This window comes from Achromobacter sp. JCM 18799, from assembly GCF_055395645.1.
In genome coordinates, this window is sequence record NZ_AP043866.1 from 6,041,344 (window position 1) to 6,059,012 (window position 17,669).

A 17,669-nucleotide genomic window follows, 5' to 3' on the forward strand; every position below is an offset into this window, starting at 1 on the left:
TCAAGCGCCGTGAAGGCTTCTTTCTCCGAAAGCAACTCCTAGCAGGGGCTTTCCTACGGACACCAGACTACGAACTTAAAGCGTAGCTCATCGTCCCAAAGGGACAACCCCGTAAGGGGCTCATTCCAACCCTAAGCCGCCACGGCGTTTGAGTGGGTATAGAACAAGAATAAAATCTCTCCTGCTTTCGTCTCCACTCATCTTGAGTGTATTCCGTCTGTCCTATTATCTCTTGATTTCTACGAATTCTCTTCTATAACAAGTATAGACAGACAAGGAATGCCAATGAAAAGAGAACTTAAAGAAAGATGCAGAGAAGCTGAAAGTCGAATTGAAGAACAGATTTTCAAAAAATGGGATTTACAAGCCTATCAGCCATCTACATCCGATCAGGCACGGATTGTTGCTTCCCAGCTCGAAGAGATTGAAGACAACATAAGCAGAATTCTCGATGAACTGTATTCCGAATTTGAGAAGTATCACTTCTCTCTCGACAGATTCGGAAAGATTCATTGCGAGAAGATTTTCTAAGCACATAACAACAAAATAAGGAGAACAATATGCTTACCGCTTTACTACTAGCCAAATTTGCTACAGCAGCACCTACATTGATAAAAGTTGCTGAGCTTGTGAATCAGCCAACTATTCCAACACCCACGGAGCCAGCGCCTCAGCCTGCACCTGTAAATATGATTCCGAAATTTCCAAAACCATATTGAATGTTGACAAGTTGCTGTCTTGCTGTATCTCTATTAGAGAATAAAGGAGACAACAACAATGAAAAACATCCTCTACGGAGTCATAGATAAGCTGCTTGGGACTACCAAGCAAACCCTCAGTGTGGAGTTCGTTCCATACACCATGCATTACCTAAATGTAAGAGCAGTCATGAGCCGCTCCCAATGGAACATGTTCTGCACTGCTACCCACCGTCGCAATCATGGCCGCTGCTGTGAATGTAGCTCGTCCAAGAATCTTGAATGCCACGAGCAGTGGAGCTACGAGTTAGATACCAATCCCAAGCCCTCGGGAGTTCAGGGGACTATGCGCCTGGTCAGACTCCTATCGCTCTGCCACAAGTGCCATATGGGGAAGCATCCCTCTGTTGCCATGAGATCGGGGGAATGGGGATCGGTCAAAGACCACCTCAAGCGAGTCCATAATCTCAACTCGCTTCAACTCTTGTGGATTCTTCATAAAGCTAAAGTGAAGGTGAAAGCACAGAGCCGCTTTGACTACCGCCTAGACTTTACTGTTCTCAACGATGACAGAGCTTACAACCAAGCTCGCACGGCATTCGGGCGCAACTTCACCAAGCACGAGAGGCAGTATTGCAAGCCTCAGAAAGAGAGCGAATAGCCGTCTGTCAGTCCTTGCCGCCGTCCATACAAATACTCTTGCCTTTTACGAATCTTCTTCTATGTTAGAGAGTGGAGAACTAACAGGAGAACTTTATGAAGGCAAACAAACAACAAGCATTGGACAACAGAAACAAGGCAAAGAATATTAGCGAGTCACTGACAGGTGCAGGAGACATCGCCACAATCACAAAGATAGCAATCGAGACGGGCATTAGCCCTCAGACTCTCTACGAGTATGACTTCTTGCGCCATCTCGTCAGGAACAATTCAAATCCTTGCGAGAACGAGAATTTCAAAAGACTCAGTGCTGATTACGATCTCGATATCGTCATTCACAATAAGAGAGGTAGAAAGGCGTTTGTCCAGCTATCAGACAAGGACGGCACTGTCAGAGCCAGAGCACCCTTTGATACCGGAGGCTGCACAAAACAGGTAATCTTAGACAAGATGCCCTATGCCTCAATTCACACTAGCTTGAACCGAGCTCTACACAATCTGGCAAGAGAGTTCTTGAAATAACAAAGCCCCCTAGTGGGGCTTTAATTTTTACGGGCCATTGACAAACTCTCTTTGCGCTGTATATCTATGAAGGTAACAACAATAACAAGGAGAAGACCATGAAGTTAATTGCGACATTGATGTTGTCCGCTTGTGCGATATCAGCGGCAAATGCCTGCGAGATTGAACCTCGCCTAAAGAAGTGTATGGAAGTTGGAAAGTGGGCAGATGCCCAAATTGAAGTTCAGATGGAAGGAACCAAGCCCTCTGATTTCAACTACACCACCAAATTTAAGAGCTATCTCGTCATCAGCTACACGGGAAAGTTTGATAGTGCCAAGACGGGGCAGCTCAAGATAACTCGCCCTGATGGCACCGTGGAGCAGCGCCCTATGGCTATAAAAGCCACTGAGTATGACGATGGCTATAAGGCTGTAGACGGCATCAAGTCAATCCTTTCTGAAGTCGTGAAGAAGTGAGGAGGACTATGACTAGAAAAACTCAAATAGAAGAGAGGCTAGCCGTCCTTTCAGGACTCGATACGGCAAATATGACTTTGACTGAGATCTACGAGAGCTTCCCATGCGAAATTAAAAAAGAAACGTTAAGACGTTTCTTGTGGAAGCACCGCATTCCGTATGTCGTATTTCAGCCCAAGCAAAGTGTGAGTGCCAAATCCTTACTCGATATATATAAGAGACTTAAGCGCGAGGGAGGTTTCAGCTATGAAAAGCTGGGCAAGGCTCTTGGTGTATCAAGGCAGCGAGCTCACATGATAGCTATCCGTCATGGTATGAGTCAGCAGTTTTCAAAGGCAAATTGTTCACAATCGCTATTGACAAAAACGGATTGGCAGCTAGATTAAAAGCAGGTTCAACAAAAACAACAATAAGGAGAAAGCATGAACTACAACAATAAAAACAATGGCTTTACGATCATTGAACTCATGATCGCAGTGGCTATCACAGGAGTGCTTGGCGCCGTGGCAATTCCTGCATACCAAGATTACACAATTCGTGCTCAGATATCAGAGGGTATCGTGTTGGCTGAAGGGGCAAAGCCAATGATCACTGAATATCACGCAACACACGGGGAGTACCCCACCAACAGCGAAGCCGTGGGCTACTCGGGAGCTACAGGTAACTATGTAGCTGCGGTGGAGGTTCATTCTGACGGGAATATCGTCGCCACAATGGGCAACCAGGCGAGTTTAAAGATTCAGGGTAAGAGAGTTGTTCTTACCCCAAGTCTAAATGGCGGCAGCGAGATAACCTTGTCCAGTGCTTCTACTATCGTAGAGCGAATCTTGGGTATTGGATCAGCATATGCGGCTGATCCCTCAGGCTGGTCCTGCTACTCAGATGTGGATTCCAAGTATTTGCCTAAGACATGCGAGCATAGAACAATTAGTAATGGCATTGATGATAGTGAACCGAACCCATCTACCCCATATGATTTGGATAGTGGATCATACAGGTACGACCAATACAAATTCTCAGAGAAGGGTGGAGTGCTTTTGGTGGGTGGAACCTTTAGATTCCTTTTGGATCAAGATGGGGATATTAAGACATATAGAGTTGATAAGAATGATCCTGCTTTAGACGGTTATCCAGAAGACTTCTCTAATAGTAGTTATTTCGTAGATTCAAAAACTGGATTGGTCGCTGACTATAATCCTGACTTCGGAGACAAGACTATGGGATTCTTTGGAGTGAATGATGAGGAGTATTATGTGGTATTTGGTGACTCTAACAGTTATCAAATAAAATCTTACAATGGAGCTTCAATTGATAGGCAACTCAATGCTACTGAGATAGAAATGGCGAAGAAGGCCGGGTATCTTCTTGATTGATATGTTTTGTTTGTCATGTAAAAAGCCCCTCGTTTGAGGGGCTTTTGTTTGGTTTGGTTGCGTTATTCACTCTCTCCAATTTGTAAGATCTTTCCAGGTGCTATTGACAAAAGCCGATTAGTAGCTAGATTAAAAGAAGGTTCAACAAAAACAACAATAAGGAGAAAGCATGAACTACAACAATAAAGACAAGAAAGGATTCACACTCATCGAGCTAATGATTGCTGTAGCAATCGTCGGTGTTTTAGGAGCGGTTGCCGTTCCTGCCTACCAAGATTATTCCATCCGTGCTCAGATATCTGAAGGTATCTTATTGGCTGAAGGCGCAAAGCCAATGATTACGGAATACCACGCTACCCACGGTGAATACCCAACCAACAGCGCAGCCGTGGGCTACTCGGGAGCTACGGGGACTTACGTCAGTAGTGTCTCCATCCAACAGGATGGACACATCGTAGCGACGATGGGCAATGAAGCTAATTCAAAACTCCAAGGCAAGAAAGTAATCCTAACCCCCGCGATAAATGGCGGCACTGAGATCATCCTATCTGACGCGACTTTCCTAGACAAGATTCTAGGCATTGGGTCTGCGTATGCTGCTGACCCTACGGGTTGGTCATGCTACTCAGATGTAGAGCCTAAATATTTGCCTAAGTCCTGCGAGCATAGAACTATCTCAGGTTCAAATGGCGGCACAGATCCCACCGAAGATTATGATCTTTGGGGTGGGAGTGGTCAGTTCGATTTCAAGATAGAAGACGATAAACCATATCGTGTGAAGGACTTCAACATGATGTCATTGGCTAGCGGCGGAAGCGTGTTGGATGTATCTGCACTTGCGAATGGCGATTTGAGCAAAGTGACATTTGAAAGATCAGGCTCAGACACTCTCTTAAAAATTGACGGAATCACTTCCACCATCACTCTAGAGAATATCGACTTGTCTCAAGCTGATGCATTAAATAGTGAGCAAATGAAGATGTGGTTGCTCCAACGAGGAAAACTAAGAGTTTGATAGAAAAAAAGCCCCTCGTTTGAGGGGCTTCTTCTTACAACAACAAGGATACGACTACACAACACCTTTCAATATAGTGAGAATTTGCCGAATGTCAACTTAATGCCGCAAGAACTCTTGAACCAGAAAGCGCGAAAGGTCAGATCCCACTACCTCAATATCATTCTCTAACCCGAAATCCACATGGCACATCAGTAAGTGTTTCATGATGGCAAAGGCATAGCTATTGTCGTTCGCTCGTGCCAGGTTCACAGCCGCACACAGCACCAGCACATGCTTGAGCTCAACCCCTTGTTTCTCTTCATAGGACTCCCTCAGTAGCCTCCTGCCATCTTGAGTCTTCAGATACCGCTCTAACCAGGTCTGATAGCGACGTGGAGCCGAGGGCAGAGCAGAGAGCTCAGGAAAGCCCTCAGGACGCACCTGCAGCGTCTCAAACGACTTTGGCAAGAAGAGGGTGAGCAGACCTACCACCCGCTGATGAAAGTCCCAATCCTCTTGCTGGAAGGCTTCATCTGTGAAGTCGTAGAACACACCCTTGGACTTCTTCACATCCCCTGACAGAACCGCCCACAGAGGCAACCCTTCCGGTCCCTCATAGAAGTTCTTGGCGCTGCCCGAGATGACCGATTCCACCAGGTCGACAGTCTTATTGAGTGGTGTGGTCTGTCCGTGGAAATAGTCTAGCCATTTGAGTGCTGCAAGTGAGGCTAGGCGGCTTGATGGCTTGCCACACTCCTCAATGAATTGGTCTGGTCTGCCGAAACCTGCAGCAAACATCAACTCTCGTGACCAATAGCGAGTGCGCATGCGTAGAAGTGGCTTTAACCAATTACCGTGGCTCATGCTTGTCAAGGAATCTAGGAAAAGTCCAGATTCTACACGCTCGCTTCATTAAAAGATATTTGTGCCGTGAAGGTTCAGAATTCACTCCATCACATTAACAAAAGGAGTGATTATGAAAGTGTCTTACTTAAACAGCATTGAAGAAGCAGGCTTAGATGAGCAAAGTTTAATTGTCGTTTGTTCTTTGGTCTCCGCAATTAGGCGTGCCGCAGCAGCCAAGATCTTTCCTGATCATGAGCAAGCTTATGCCATCGCGGTAACGAATGAGGGAATGAGCATCATTGACCTTGCGAACGCCAATAACAGCGAAACGGCTGCTGAGATTATTCGCCAAACCTGCAAAGAGATCTCGGCAAAGACTGTGATACTAGTTTCCGAGGCATGGAAATTGGAAGCTCCGCACGAGATTGGCAAGTACAGTGATATCTCCAAGCATCCCAAAGCTAAAGAGGTCATCCATATCTCTATTGAGACTGCTACGAATACTGTGATGGGCACGGCTACCATCAAGAAGAAGAAAATTGGAGTCAAGAAACCCACCGGAGAGCTTGGACAATTTGAGTGGTTGGTATGCGATTTGATGAAGCGCGACCAAGCGGTCTTTGCCGAACTTCTCCCTAAGCAAAATAACTTATTCTAAGGGGAAAACAATGAAAATTGATACCGTAAAACTTGAGTGTATGCTTAACCACTTTCTTGCTGCCGTAAAGGAGGTGTATGGCGGCAGCTCTGCTCATATTCTCAACGCACTAGACCTTATCTCCACGGACCCCAAAAGGGCAGAGGAATCCCCCAAGATTTCACGAGTAATGAGTTCTCTAATCCCTACCGCCAAGACTTGCCCTCAAAAGGAGTTCATTCGTCTGGCAGACAAGGTGATTGAAGTCTTTGAGAAAGTGGCGATGGAAGGCCATATTGAACAACTTGAGAAGTTCGAAGTCATTCCCGTTGGCGCCGAAACCTATATCGTCCGAGAACACCTTTTAATGACCGAGGATGAGTTCAATGATATCTTCGCAGGAATTCAATTCGGTGTTGCTGAGCAAACATAAACAAAGCCCCCTTGGTGGGGCTTTAATTATTACGGGGTATTGACAACCTTGGTTTTTGCCCTATATTGGTAATGTATATAACAATAACAAGGAGAATATACATGCCAAAAAAAGAACAATCCTCTCAAAGCGATGTGAAGAGAATTCGTAGCGACAAGAGAACTCACTTTATGACTCCCAATCGCTACGGCGATGTGGGAAAGACCACCGAGCTCTTACGACTTTTGAATTCTCTCCACTATGCAGGTAAGCATCCTGCACTAATCAGCGCAGATCCCACCAGCAAAGTTCTCTATAACGTCTATGCTTCACGAGATGAACACGGACAGGTAAAATCTGACCAGGTGTTAGGTCAAGGTGTCGTTGAAGTGGACATCGAAGCCCGTCAAGGCCAGTTAGCTGACTATTTGTTCAAGCATGACGGCGACACCTTGACAGATTTTAAAGGTGGTGTTTTTGATGCTTTCATATCCGAGTACAACGGCATAGAGCCATTCTTCTCTGAGTTTGAAGATGACAGATTTGTCTTCTTAACTCCAATTAGTAATATCGAAAAAGCTTTCGACCACCTAGAGCATGAGTTCAACCAGATAGCCCTTGCGGACACAACTGCAGAAGTTCATTTGGTTCACATCTTGAGCCTTGGAAAGATCGGGAACCAGCAAAAGCTTGCCGCTGTCAATGCGAAGTATGAAGAGTTTATGCGAACTCACAATTACAACGATTTGACGATGAAGTCGCATGCTAATGTCGTGGTTCACAAAGTAATCTTCAGAACATCATGGCAGACTAAGGATGCCGAAATCTTCTTCTCTTCAAACAAGATTAGAGAAGCGGCATTGACCGAGCAGAGCAACAACAGAATTCTTGCTCGCCAATTCTTGAATGAAGGGGACAAGTTTTGGATAAACACCCTTTTCACACCAGAAGATGTGCAACAACTCGCGGAATTACCTAAGTGGGACAAGCCAAGCGAGAAATGGGGCAAGATCATTGCCTGAAGTCTGCTCTTCCCATATGATCCATTAGCCCGCTACAGAGCGGGCTTTTCCTTGACTACCAGGCACGCCATGATGAACGACGATTACACCAAGGGCTACTACCATGCCTTTGAGCTCTTCGATGAAATCGCCCGCACCAGCACGGAAATCATCGAGAAGGACATAGGCAGGAACGATGTCGATCCGCGATTTGCGACCTACGATGAAGCCTACACTCGTCTGAGCTACCCCATTGTGGTCATCAGCTCTGCCCATGTCCTAAAGTCAAAGCTTCTGAATTTCCTCTACCTTCATGCCAATACCAAAGGTGGTGAGCATGTGGCGAACATTGCTGTACAAAAGCTCTTGGGATTCGGTGATGCTCGTTCAGCATCTTCCTTTGTGAATCTCTATCGAGCGAATGGCTACAGCCCCAATGCGGGAAAGATCCTGAGCGAAGCCACGAACAGCTTCAATGAGTTTTTCGTGGAAGATTCAGCAGATGAGATCGCGCGGCGCCTATCCGTCATTAAGCGGCTTGGAATCCGCCTAGATGCCGCTTTCTTGGACATAGACGGGGTAGGACACAGCCTAGCTACCAAACTCGCCTCTTACCTCGTGGAAGACGAGGAAGAAGAACAAAAGTATTGGAGGGCATTGGATGTGTTCGCCAAGGCGAATGTGCCCTTACAGACGGGCAAGACAACTGCTTTGGAACAGGAAAACGATATCTTCCTCAGATACATCGGGCAGGACGAGTAATAAGGAGCCCCGAAAGGGGCTTTTTTATTGTCTGATTAAACCTTCATCACCCATGATAGGCTAGCCTATCAAATTAATGCGTTGTTCTAATAGTTTTGCAGAAGGTCTTGCTGATGGTCTTCTCTTGCTCGCTGTCACTGATAAGAACGTTGGCAGAAAACTTGGCGTACTTTTTCTTGTTCGCATGACTTGACCAAACTATCTTCGCATTGATATGAAGAATGACCGTGTTTCCCGTCCTAGAAGTATCGATTATCGCTTTTTCTTTTAAGTATTTAATGCTTCTACAGACGGTTGCGCGAGAATGACCTAACAACTCTGCCAAAGTTTCTCTTGATGCGACCAAGCTGTTGGCTCCATCCATATTCTCAATCAACAAAAGCAATAGTTGTTGAGCCTTGGGATTTTCATTCGCAATCATTCTAAGTGCGGGCATTTGATCTCGAAATAGCATGACGAAGTTATGATTCTCTGGAAGAACCTTCTCGGTTTTAACTTCTCCCGTTGTGGTATCAATGATTTGTTGTTTTAATGACATAATATTCTCCTTGTGTTTGATATGGGTGTAATCTATTTTGATAAACGTTTTGACACTGGCGAGTATCAATAGTGCTACAACCCATATCAATAAAACATAGAGGAAAAATTTGTTTTGTCAATAGTTAAATGATAAAAACTTCTAGGTGCTCTTCAATTCAGCAAGCTGGGCAATTTAAATTTGAATTTGAGGTTTTATAGTATCTTAACTGTTGCGACTCGCTTCTAAAAAAAGTCAAGGAATATCACGGTCTTCAGAGGGGCCTCTTTCTGTATCTATAACAACCAGCATCGCTGGTCATCTAATTATCATTTCTTTTCAATCTAAGTTCTTGACCCTCACGGGCATCTCCCTCTCATTTCCTGAAAAGAATTCAAACTAACAGGACGAGGGTGCCAACGGCACATCATCAATACATGACTATGAGGTGGGCATGTTGAATGATGGGAGCGCAGGGCATCAAAATGCCCCATAACGCGCGATAGAACTGTGAGGAGGGGGTAGACACCACTCCCCTAAAGAAATGGCCCTGACGGGCTTATTTTCCTGCTTTAAAGTCATCTATTCGCGTTGCTACCCACTCAATCGCCGTGGCGGCTCTTTTCTCCGAAGGCAACCCCCGCAGGGGCTCTCCCTATGGGAGTTCAGCTAAGGTCAGACTTTTGGCTCATGTCTACAACCAGGCGCAGCTATCGTCCCATCGGGACACCCCGTAAGGGGCTCATTCCAAAAACCAGCCCCACGGCGATTGAGTGTATGAAAGACTGGTAAATATTCTTTCTTCACACCGTCTATCTAGAATTCTGCCGTTTATCGGCTTATCTCTTGTCTTTTACGAATACTAAGCTATAACTATAGTATGGACACCAAGGAGAACAATGATGAACAACTCAGAACTAACAATCAGCAGAAGAGCCGAAAATATTGAGGCAGTAAAAAGCCTATACGGATTCACAGTTGACGGACTCGAAGAGTTCTTAACTGATTCAGAAATCTACGAAACGCTCCAAACACAAATTCAGCACTTCACTAAATTCGTTCAAGAGTCCTTAGCGATTCACTAACCCAATTTCTTTCCTTCATCCCGCCAACGAGCGGGATTTTTTTTATCTCTATATCCTGCCTCTCGTCTCATTGCCTCTTGCTTTCTATGAATATTTTTGTATGTTGAAAATAGAAATAGGAGGCAGTAATGAATAATGAAAATCCAGTTTACAAGAATATAGAGACAATCATTTCGCATGTGCGAATAAACATGCATACGGGGGATTCTTGGGAAGAATCCCTTCAAAAGGTACTAAAGGACTATGGAGACATTCAACAGTTGATGCAGCCGGGTGGCATACCAGAAGTAGAACTGGCTGCTGTATTAGAAGATTCAGAAGTGGAGCAGCTTGGACAGTCTGAGGTTGGCATGGAAAAGACCTTTTCAGACTTCGAAGATTATGATGAATGTGAGGAGTCCGACCTTACTGAAGGCTGGCAGGAGCTGCAAGCGATTCTGGACTCTGACCCTGAAGAAGAAGAGGTTGAAGTCGTTGAAGAAAAAAAGAAGCTAACACCTGATGAAGTGAGGGACGAAATTTTGAGTGAGGTTCATGCGTTGCCTGAGAATTTAACGGACGACGAAATTCAAAAATATAGGGCTTTGTACGCTAAGGCGACGGTGGAAGATGGGGGATTCTTTAATCTCTATCTCTATCTGAAAGTAGAGTCTCTCGCCTTTGAATTTGATCTGGAACCCATAGATAGAATATCTATCGATTGGCTTGTAAAGACTTTTTTTACCAGACGAGACTTTCATCCAAATATCAGAAAGCGAATAGAGGGCTACTTCACTGATATTGGGCCGCAACCTCTTCCACGGTCGAATCCGAACTTTGCGCAGACTCTCGCACGAGGGTTTGGCAAAAGTCGATGGAAGGCAGAGGAATTTCATAATATCTGCGAGCAAAATTCAAAATTAAAACAGTGCGTTTATGCATGGTGCTTTGAATCATACAAGGCTGTACTTAGTGGAATTCCTTATACCGAAGCGGAGATTAGTAATCCCACAGAGTTTTCTGAGGACATCATTGAATGGTTCGATTGGAAAGAATTCAAAGCATCCATAGAGAGGCAACCTGAAAGGCGAAACGAGGACAAGTATTCTGAGCAGCTATTTGAAAAGCTACGAACTACCCGTTACAAGGCGACAATCAATCTAGATGGGGTTGATGAAAAGCTCACTGGCTTGCTAGAGCGATTTCCAAACTTTAAGGATGTGATTTCATTCATAAGAACCCAGGTTCGATTGTCAGCGGTAAGAGGTAGCTTCCGTATATCGCCAATCCTCTTGGAAGGACCAGCAGGCATTGGGAAAACCCAATTTGCTACAGAGTTGGCGCAGGCGCTAGGCAGCACATTAACTCATGTAGATATCTCCACAACAACCGAATCATGGGTGCTTTCAGGACTTAGGAATTCATGGGGGGGAGCCAGAGCGGGCAAGGTGGCTGAAGCTCTAATAGCCAGTCCAAACTTAAGCCCTGTCATCTTGCTAGATGAGTTGGATAAAGTCACAAGACCCGATATTGATCCTCGTAGAGCTCTATACCAACTTCTAGAAGAGAATACCTCATCCACCTTTTTGGACGAGTTTCTTGATTTCCAGATCAATGCTAGCCAAGTCGTATTCATCGCCTCCGCGAACAGCCTAGCTGGCATCACACAGCCATTGCTCACACGATTCAAGGTGTTCGAACTACAAGAGCCAACACCTGAAGAAAGAAGAATGATCATCGGCAACATCTACAAATCAATCGCTAAGTCTGCATCCGTTTTTGAAACAGCCATTCCCGAGGATGTTCTTGAATCACTTCTACCTTACAGCTTTAGAGAGGCTAAGAATCTGATATCTGAGGCAGTTGGGAAGGTGGTGATGAAATACAGCATTGATGAGCTCAAGAACATGAAGCATCAAGCTTTTCTGAAGCTAGAGGTCTCTGATTTGCCTCTTCCAAGGCAGGAACGAAGATCCATTGGATTTTGAAGATGACTTCTGATGCTCAAAACTTAAAGCCCTCCTAGTGAGGGTTTTTCTTTTATCTGGGTATTGCTTTTCTTGAAATCTCAATTATATGTATAGCATATATACGGGGATTTTTATGAGTAAACTGAATGAGCAATTAATGGATGCGGCAAGAGTGGGGAATTTGGAGGAAGTGAAGCGACTGGTTCAACAGGGGGCTGATCTTCATGCCGATAATGAAGAGGCTCTCAGATGGGCTGCCTCTAATGGACATTTTGAAGTGGTGAAGTTTCTGGTTGAACAGGGTGCTGACATTACTGCTAAGGATGGTGTTCTAATTGCGGCCGCTGTGGCGGGACACCTAGAAGTCGTCAAGTTGCTGTTTGAGTACGGGGCTGATATTCACGCGGATGATAATTATGCTCTCAGATGGGCTTCTAACAACGGACACCTAGAAATCATCAAATTTCTGGTGGAGAAAGGCGCTGATATTCATGCTTGCGATGAATGTTCTCTACAATGGGCTGCTATGGAAGGAAAAATCGATGTGGTTAAATTTCTTGTCGGAGAAGGAGCTGATATTCATGCTGGTAATGAAGAGGCTCTCAAATTGGCTGCCTCCAAGGGACACTTAGAGATTGTCGATTTTCTTGTGGAGAAGGGCACACCAATCGCCGTTGCTAAAGAGCATGGCACGGAGGCCGTCAAAGACCTCTGTAAAGCATATGAGCTTCGAAAGATGCTAGACAATAAACTTCACCAAGACACTTCAACAAAGACCAAACCTAACAAGTTGAAGATATGAATAAAGCCCTCTCGTGAGGGCTTTATCGCTATAAATCACCTTCTATCTTTCATCTCTTGATTTTTATGAATGTTCTCGTATAACTATAGAAACAACTAGGAGAACAACATGATGATAAGACCAGGTTTATCAATGAAAGAATTAGAGATTGTGCGCGATGCATTAGCAACAGCCTACAACATCAGTCCGCATGTGAGCTTTGCCACTGCTATAGATGAGGTTCAGCGCGTGATTTCAAGATCTGAGCCATATCCTTTTGAACAAGATCCATCAAATTATCAGTTCGACACTGAAGACGACGGCTACTGCGACTAAAGAAATACGATGGGCTTGCCCACCTCACGGGCTATAAAAAAAATACAAGGAGACAACAATGAAAAACATCACGTTAGATCACTGCCAGCTCATTAAACGAGTTCTAGGCCGTGAGGCACCAGTCCAAAGAGTGGACTGTAAATTAAACAAAGAGTGGGATGCAGAAATGCAGAACACTGAGTTCGCAGGTGAACTCATAATAAAAAATTGGGGTGGATCAGTCATATTGACTATCCGATTCCAACGAGGAGGACTCGTGAGTTTCCTTCCTCAACAAAGTAGCAGAAAGCTTGCAGCACCGATTATTAATTATCTGATGTGCGAGGAATTCACTGAAGCCGTTTAACTGCGGGAATAGCCATACATCGGCTATCTCTTGCTTTTTAGGAGGGGTGATTTATAAGGGTAGTGCAACATAAGGAGAATAATATGCACATGTTTGAAAATAAAGAATTGAAATTAGTTAATGGCAAGCAGCAATCTGCATTGCTTGATGGAGAGCTTTACGAGTCAGTAGGGCTAGCCATTGAGCTGATAAAAAGCGAGGATAAGAAGGTAAATATTCCAGCTATCAGTGAAATAACAGGAATTGGAAGGCAAAAGCTATACCGTGATCAAAGAGTAAGAGCCTTGCTTGGGACTCAATCGAAGTCTCATGTAAGAAAGATAGATATTGGTGTGATTAATGGAAAAATACTTTCTAGAAGAAGGGAGACTCTAGGTTTTAGTCAAAGAGATTTGGCAAAGAAAATAGGCGAGGGGCAAAGTTATGTTTCTATAGCCGAAAACCAAGGGTTGATTGGCAAAGATAAATTGAAGAAACTGTGTGATATTTTGGGTCTTGATAGCACAAAATTTGAGGAGCCAGGTGTTTCGCCATGCGATAAACTTGAGCTTGAGCCAACACTTTCATCTTATTTGAAATTCATCTGTGAGAACTATTTCTTAAAGCCAGAGTCCGTGGCGGTGAACCAGCATGAAATGAGTTCAGAAGTTGAGCCTTTCGATCCTCTTCTATACAGACAAGCAGTTAATTTACTTGTCAAAGATAAAGTTCTTGTTGCGCATGCTGTTCTAGCCGATCACTACTATCAACAAGAATTAAATTCCTTGGTAAGTCAGCCCTCATCCTCAGATGGCTCACAAGAAATCCCTCAACCTGAGGAAGACGAACAAGATAAGTTCTTAGTGATTGTGAGCGGTTCTAGTGAACTTCATGCCGTCAAGGATGCGGCGGCAGCACAAGCATTGATAAAGAAATTGGTTTCTACCAATGGATTTGATATGAGCAAATCATTTCACGTGTATAAGCTAGTTTCAGTGGCATCGGCTGAAGTGAGGATTGTCTCCACAGACTGTTAATTGCCCTGAGAGCTTTAACTAATAGAACCCCTACAACCTGGTCCGCAGCGGTAGGGGTTTCCCCCCTTTTTGAAGGCAACAGAATAATCAAAACGCCTGGGCTAAGGACCGAATTTAGACTATAATTAGTCCTATCAATCCCTGAGGGAGATGCCCCGATGAAATACTCCACCCAAGTCAAGCCCATCAGCTACCTCAAGAGCCATGCTGCCGAGATCGTCAAAGACATCTCTGAGAGCCGTGAGCCGATGCTGATCACTCAAAATGGCGAAGCCAAGCTCGTTGTCATGGATGTTGTGAGCTACGAGGAGCAAGAGCAAACCATTGCTCTCTTGCAGCTACTGGCACACGGACGCCGTGAGATCGAAGAGGGGCGAGTTGTTCCCGCAGCCGATGTCTTCGCTCAGATCGAGGCAATGGACAAGGAAGATGCCCAATGAGCCACAAGGTTGTCTTTCTCCAATCGGCTGTTGATGATCTCCATGAGATTCGCCGCTACATCAGAAAGCACTTCTCACAGGCTGTTTGGCTGGATTCCTATGCCAAGATCAAGAAGGCAATCCTGCACCTTGAGCAGTTTCCTCACGCTGGACATGCACCCTCTGAGTTGCCCGCGACTCACTTCCTTGAAATCATCGCAGTAAAGAACCGTGTCATCTATGAAGTAGTGGGCGATACGGTCTATATCCATATCATCTGCGACAGCCGACAAGACTTCAAAACCAAGCTGTCTCGCAGACCTGTGCGCACCCTAAAAATCTAATATGGAGCGAATCTTGAAGAACACCCAACATGCATGTGCTTTGGCAGCGGTATTGCTGCTTTATTCGGTCACAGCGAGTGCAGATGCCCCCAAGCTCAAGCCTGCAGACTGCGAAGCAGTTAGAGGGTTTTCCCAAGATCTCATGATGGGAAGACAGTCGGGATTCAAGATGGAAGGGATGATGAAAGGCATTCCTGCTGGCGAGCAACACAATCCGATGCGGCAGATGGTGAAAGAAGCATACGAGGAGCCACAGTACAAAACTCGGGCAGACCAAGAACGTGCAGCCCTCAGCTTCTCTTATACTCAGTATGCGAGGTGCATACAGCGAGTGGTCGAACAGATCGAAGTTCCAAAAGCGAGCAAATAACTCATGCCCCAAGCCCCTCAGTGGGGTTTTTTTTCGGCTAAGGTTCTTATCCATCGACAGGAACAAGAAAATGAACAACCGAGAACGTTTCTCCCGCCGCTTTGGGCATCAAGATCAAGAGGCTCCTATCACGGTGCGAGAGGATGCCCCTGACAATTTTCGTGCGGCACTCGTCCAAATCGCATATGCCAATGGGTACACCCCCAAGCCACTGAGAGATGTTGTGTGTCGGGTCCTGAAAGTGCGTCCTGACCGTTCAAACTGGTCTGAGTGGCCCAATATCGAGCAAGAGGTCCAGCACCTGGTCGACAACTGCCCTTGGTTTCGTGTCTATGACATCGTAGAGGAACTTGCAGATACCTACGACGACTACCAGCGGCCGTATCAGCCCTTTGAGCAAGACATCAATGAGACTTTGATCGAGCAGGGTATTGGCTGGAAGCTCGAAGGCAAGAGAATCGTATTTCGGGGTCCTGAAAGCTTAGATACCCTGTTGCGAGTAGCCGTGAAAACGGAAGTCAATGCGGGTCATAACACTGCCGCTAATGAGCTTCACGAGGCTATCAATGATATGTCGCGGCGCCCACAGCCTGACCCGACTGGTGCCATCCAACATTCCATAGCTTCGCTTGAGTGTGTCGCTCGTGATGTTTCAGGCAGCAAGGAGACTTTGGGTAAATGGCTACAGAAGAACCGCGATGCTTTCCCTAGACCGCTAGGCGAATACGTGGAAAAAATTTGGGGTTTCGCATCCGAACATGGCCGTCATCTTGTTGAAGCAGGAGAGGCATCTATGGATGAGGCTGAGCTCGTCCTTGGATTAAGCGCAACTCTCGGGAGTTATCTGTCCAAGAAAGGCAAGTCTTTCAATACCAGCAACAGTTTCTAGGATCGCTATGTCCAGCTATGCATCCGTGACTATTGACGGTATGACCGTCTTTGATACACAGAACTACTATCACGAATGGTATTTTCGGCGTGCTGACCGTGTATTGCTGGATGTCAATGCGAAAGAGCATTACGACGATCCCAATTGGGATCCCCATGAGGTGAAGCGCCTATATCAATATCGAACTACGGCAAAGATTTTGCGCAGGCGCCTTGAACTCGCGGGCTTTCATTGGGCAGCACTTCAGCAGGAATTCAATCTTCAGAAAAAGCAATTGCTCGAAGACGTCGACGGAATGATATCTATTGATCCCGGTGGACGAGCAGAGAAATACAAACCAATTATTGAAGCATCTCGTTTGGAAGATTGGGTTGACCGAATTGCCATCATCAAGAAAGACGGATTGAGAGCTTCCGCCTACGGAATTGATGTCAAGGATTACGATGATCTGCTTTTGGACTTTATGCTCAAGACAGATATTGTTTACTCCAACAATCCAGGTGCTGGGGATTTCGGTTTGCCTTGTCAGTCTTTAGAGGCGAATGCGGTTGCATTGCTAAGCATCTGCGCTGATGATGCCCCTTGCATATTGGATATCACTGATCTCGTAGAAAGTGGTTGGACTGACAGTTTTGAGGACTTGGTTGAATACAATCAAGAATCGACTACTTTCTATCAAATATTCAAGAAATCGCTGCAGGACAGTGAATCCTTGATTCAGCTTGATCCTGAAAACAAGACTTTGCTTAAGCTTCTGTATGCTAGTGTCATTACGGCAATGGAAACTTATCTCTCGGACACCATCAAGAAGCAAATCCTAAATAGAGAAGCTTTGAGGCGGCGCTTTGTTAGAAGCCATCCATCTTTCTCCAAGAACATCAAGTTATCAGAAATCTATGAAAAGCTTGGCACTCTCGAAGATGAAATCATTGCCGAGATAGACAAGATAAGCTTTCACAACATGGAGAAAACTCCTGCTCTGTTCAAAGCTGTTCTCGATACCAACTTCCCATCAGAAAACATGGGGCAGCTCATCCAAGCAGTGGATATCCGCCATGACATCGTTCATCGCAATGGCAAGAACACCAAAGGCAAAATGACCGAGATAGTCAAAGGCGATGTGCTTGAGTTGCTGGACCTGGTAGATAGCACCGTCAGATTTCTAGATACGCAAATCAAGGATGGCCTGCTTGATGATGATGCGCAAGAAAGTGAGGGGTAAATCTCATCCTGAAGCCAAAAAAAAGCCCC

General features: G+C 45.3%; 24 protein-coding genes. 22 read left to right on the forward strand and 2 right to left on the reverse strand.

Going from position 1 to position 17,669, the window contains the following annotated elements; all coding sequences use genetic code 11:
- Positions 1–285: 285 nt before the first annotated feature.
- The 8 genes from ACZ5YA_RS28585 (at position 286) to ACZ5YA_RS28620 (ending at position 4,726) form a co-directional block, all read left to right on the forward strand.
- Positions 286–531, forward strand: coding sequence for a hypothetical protein (locus tag ACZ5YA_RS28585; RefSeq protein ID WP_456136017.1), 246 nt, complete (start codon positions 286–288; stop codon positions 529–531).
- Between the two features lie 29 nt (positions 532–560).
- Positions 561–719: a hypothetical protein gene (locus ACZ5YA_RS28590; RefSeq protein ID WP_287955843.1), complete on the forward strand. Its 159-nt coding sequence runs from the start codon at positions 561–563 to the stop codon at positions 717–719.
- Positions 720–777: 58 nt separating this feature from the next.
- Positions 778–1,359 (forward strand): hypothetical protein, encoded by a 582-nt coding sequence (locus tag ACZ5YA_RS28595; RefSeq protein WP_464091514.1) that lies wholly within the window; start codon positions 778–780, stop codon positions 1,357–1,359.
- A gap of 95 nt (positions 1,360–1,454) precedes the next feature.
- Positions 1,455–1,880: a hypothetical protein gene (locus ACZ5YA_RS28600; RefSeq protein ID WP_464091515.1), complete on the forward strand. Its 426-nt coding sequence runs from the start codon at positions 1,455–1,457 to the stop codon at positions 1,878–1,880.
- Positions 1,881–1,978: 98 nt separating this feature from the next.
- The gene (locus ACZ5YA_RS28605) at positions 1,979–2,338 is read left to right on the forward strand and encodes a hypothetical protein (protein ID WP_464091516.1); all 360 of its coding nucleotides are present in this window, start codon (positions 1,979–1,981) and stop codon (positions 2,336–2,338) included.
- A gap of 8 nt (positions 2,339–2,346) precedes the next feature.
- On the forward strand, positions 2,347–2,724 hold the full coding sequence (locus tag ACZ5YA_RS28610) for a hypothetical protein (protein WP_464091517.1): 378 nt from the start codon (positions 2,347–2,349) through the stop codon (positions 2,722–2,724).
- Between the two features lie 36 nt (positions 2,725–2,760).
- Positions 2,761–3,711 (forward strand): pilin, encoded by a 951-nt coding sequence (locus ACZ5YA_RS28615; protein WP_082402891.1) that lies wholly within the window; start codon positions 2,761–2,763, stop codon positions 3,709–3,711.
- Between the two features lie 169 nt (positions 3,712–3,880).
- The gene (locus ACZ5YA_RS28620) at positions 3,881–4,726 is read left to right on the forward strand and encodes a pilin (protein WP_464091518.1); all 846 of its coding nucleotides are present in this window, start codon (positions 3,881–3,883) and stop codon (positions 4,724–4,726) included.
- 99 nt (positions 4,727–4,825) lie between these two features.
- On the opposite strand, the gene ACZ5YA_RS28625 is transcribed toward ACZ5YA_RS28620, so the two are convergent.
- Positions 4,826–5,506: a hypothetical protein gene (locus ACZ5YA_RS28625; protein WP_464091519.1), complete on the reverse strand. Its 681-nt coding sequence runs from the start codon at positions 5,504–5,506 to the stop codon at positions 4,826–4,828.
- A 178-nt stretch (positions 5,507–5,684) separates the two neighbouring features.
- On the opposite strand from ACZ5YA_RS28625, the gene ACZ5YA_RS28630 reads away from it, so the two are divergent.
- The 4 genes from ACZ5YA_RS28630 (at position 5,685) to ACZ5YA_RS28645 (ending at position 8,366) form a co-directional block, all read left to right on the forward strand.
- A complete protein-coding gene (locus ACZ5YA_RS28630) occupies positions 5,685–6,212 on the forward strand; it encodes a hypothetical protein (RefSeq protein ID WP_464091520.1) in 528 nt (175 codons plus the stop codon).
- 10 nt (positions 6,213–6,222) lie between these two features.
- Positions 6,223–6,624 (forward strand): hypothetical protein, encoded by a 402-nt coding sequence (locus ACZ5YA_RS28635; protein WP_464091521.1) that lies wholly within the window; start codon positions 6,223–6,225, stop codon positions 6,622–6,624.
- A gap of 101 nt (positions 6,625–6,725) precedes the next feature.
- A complete protein-coding gene (locus ACZ5YA_RS28640) occupies positions 6,726–7,625 on the forward strand; it encodes a hypothetical protein (RefSeq protein WP_464091522.1) in 900 nt (299 codons plus the stop codon).
- A 69-nt stretch (positions 7,626–7,694) separates the two neighbouring features.
- Complete coding sequence (locus ACZ5YA_RS28645) at positions 7,695–8,366, forward strand: hypothetical protein (RefSeq protein ID WP_464091523.1); 672 nt, start codon at positions 7,695–7,697, stop codon at positions 8,364–8,366.
- Between the two features lie 73 nt (positions 8,367–8,439).
- Here ACZ5YA_RS28645 and ACZ5YA_RS28650 read toward each other — a convergent pair whose 3' ends face one another.
- On the reverse strand, positions 8,440–8,904 hold the full coding sequence (locus ACZ5YA_RS28650; protein WP_464091524.1) for a replication/maintenance protein RepL: 465 nt from the start codon (positions 8,902–8,904) through the stop codon (positions 8,440–8,442).
- 1,192 nt (positions 8,905–10,096) lie between these two features.
- Here ACZ5YA_RS28650 and ACZ5YA_RS28655 point away from each other — a divergent pair.
- From ACZ5YA_RS28655 to ACZ5YA_RS28700, 10 genes are all read left to right on the forward strand, one after another.
- A complete protein-coding gene (locus ACZ5YA_RS28655) occupies positions 10,097–11,935 on the forward strand; it encodes an AAA family ATPase (protein WP_464091525.1) in 1,839 nt (612 codons plus the stop codon).
- Positions 11,936–12,050: 115 nt separating this feature from the next.
- Positions 12,051–12,719, forward strand: a complete 669-nt coding sequence (locus tag ACZ5YA_RS28660; protein ID WP_456136026.1) for an ankyrin repeat domain-containing protein — start codon at positions 12,051–12,053, stop codon at positions 12,717–12,719.
- Between the two features lie 108 nt (positions 12,720–12,827).
- Positions 12,828–13,034 (forward strand): hypothetical protein, encoded by a 207-nt coding sequence (locus tag ACZ5YA_RS28665; protein ID WP_131728778.1) that lies wholly within the window; start codon positions 12,828–12,830, stop codon positions 13,032–13,034.
- A 58-nt stretch (positions 13,035–13,092) separates the two neighbouring features.
- Positions 13,093–13,380 (forward strand): hypothetical protein, encoded by a 288-nt coding sequence (locus ACZ5YA_RS28670; protein WP_456136027.1) that lies wholly within the window; start codon positions 13,093–13,095, stop codon positions 13,378–13,380.
- Between the two features lie 83 nt (positions 13,381–13,463).
- Positions 13,464–14,396: a helix-turn-helix domain-containing protein gene (locus ACZ5YA_RS28675; RefSeq protein ID WP_464091526.1), complete on the forward strand. Its 933-nt coding sequence runs from the start codon at positions 13,464–13,466 to the stop codon at positions 14,394–14,396.
- Between the two features lie 158 nt (positions 14,397–14,554).
- Positions 14,555–14,836 (forward strand): type II toxin-antitoxin system Phd/YefM family antitoxin, encoded by a 282-nt coding sequence (locus tag ACZ5YA_RS28680; protein WP_043223638.1) that lies wholly within the window; start codon positions 14,555–14,557, stop codon positions 14,834–14,836.
- Entirely contained in the window at positions 14,833–15,159 is a 327-nt protein-coding gene (locus tag ACZ5YA_RS28685; RefSeq protein ID WP_464091527.1) for a type II toxin-antitoxin system RelE/ParE family toxin, read from the forward strand. The genes ACZ5YA_RS28680 and ACZ5YA_RS28685 overlap by 4 nt, the downstream gene beginning before the upstream one ends.
- A 13-nt stretch (positions 15,160–15,172) precedes the next feature.
- Complete coding sequence (locus ACZ5YA_RS28690; protein ID WP_155272701.1) at positions 15,173–15,529, forward strand: hypothetical protein; 357 nt, start codon at positions 15,173–15,175, stop codon at positions 15,527–15,529.
- 70 nt (positions 15,530–15,599) lie between these two features.
- Positions 15,600–16,418 carry an AbiJ-NTD4 domain-containing protein gene (locus ACZ5YA_RS28695; protein ID WP_464091528.1) on the forward strand — a complete coding sequence of 273 codons (819 nt, stop codon included), beginning with the start codon at positions 15,600–15,602 and terminating at the stop codon, positions 16,416–16,418.
- A 7-nt stretch (positions 16,419–16,425) separates the two neighbouring features.
- Entirely contained in the window at positions 16,426–17,640 is a 1,215-nt protein-coding gene (locus ACZ5YA_RS28700) for a HEPN/Toprim-associated domain-containing protein (RefSeq protein ID WP_464091529.1), read from the forward strand.
- Positions 17,641–17,669 lie beyond the last annotated feature (29 nt).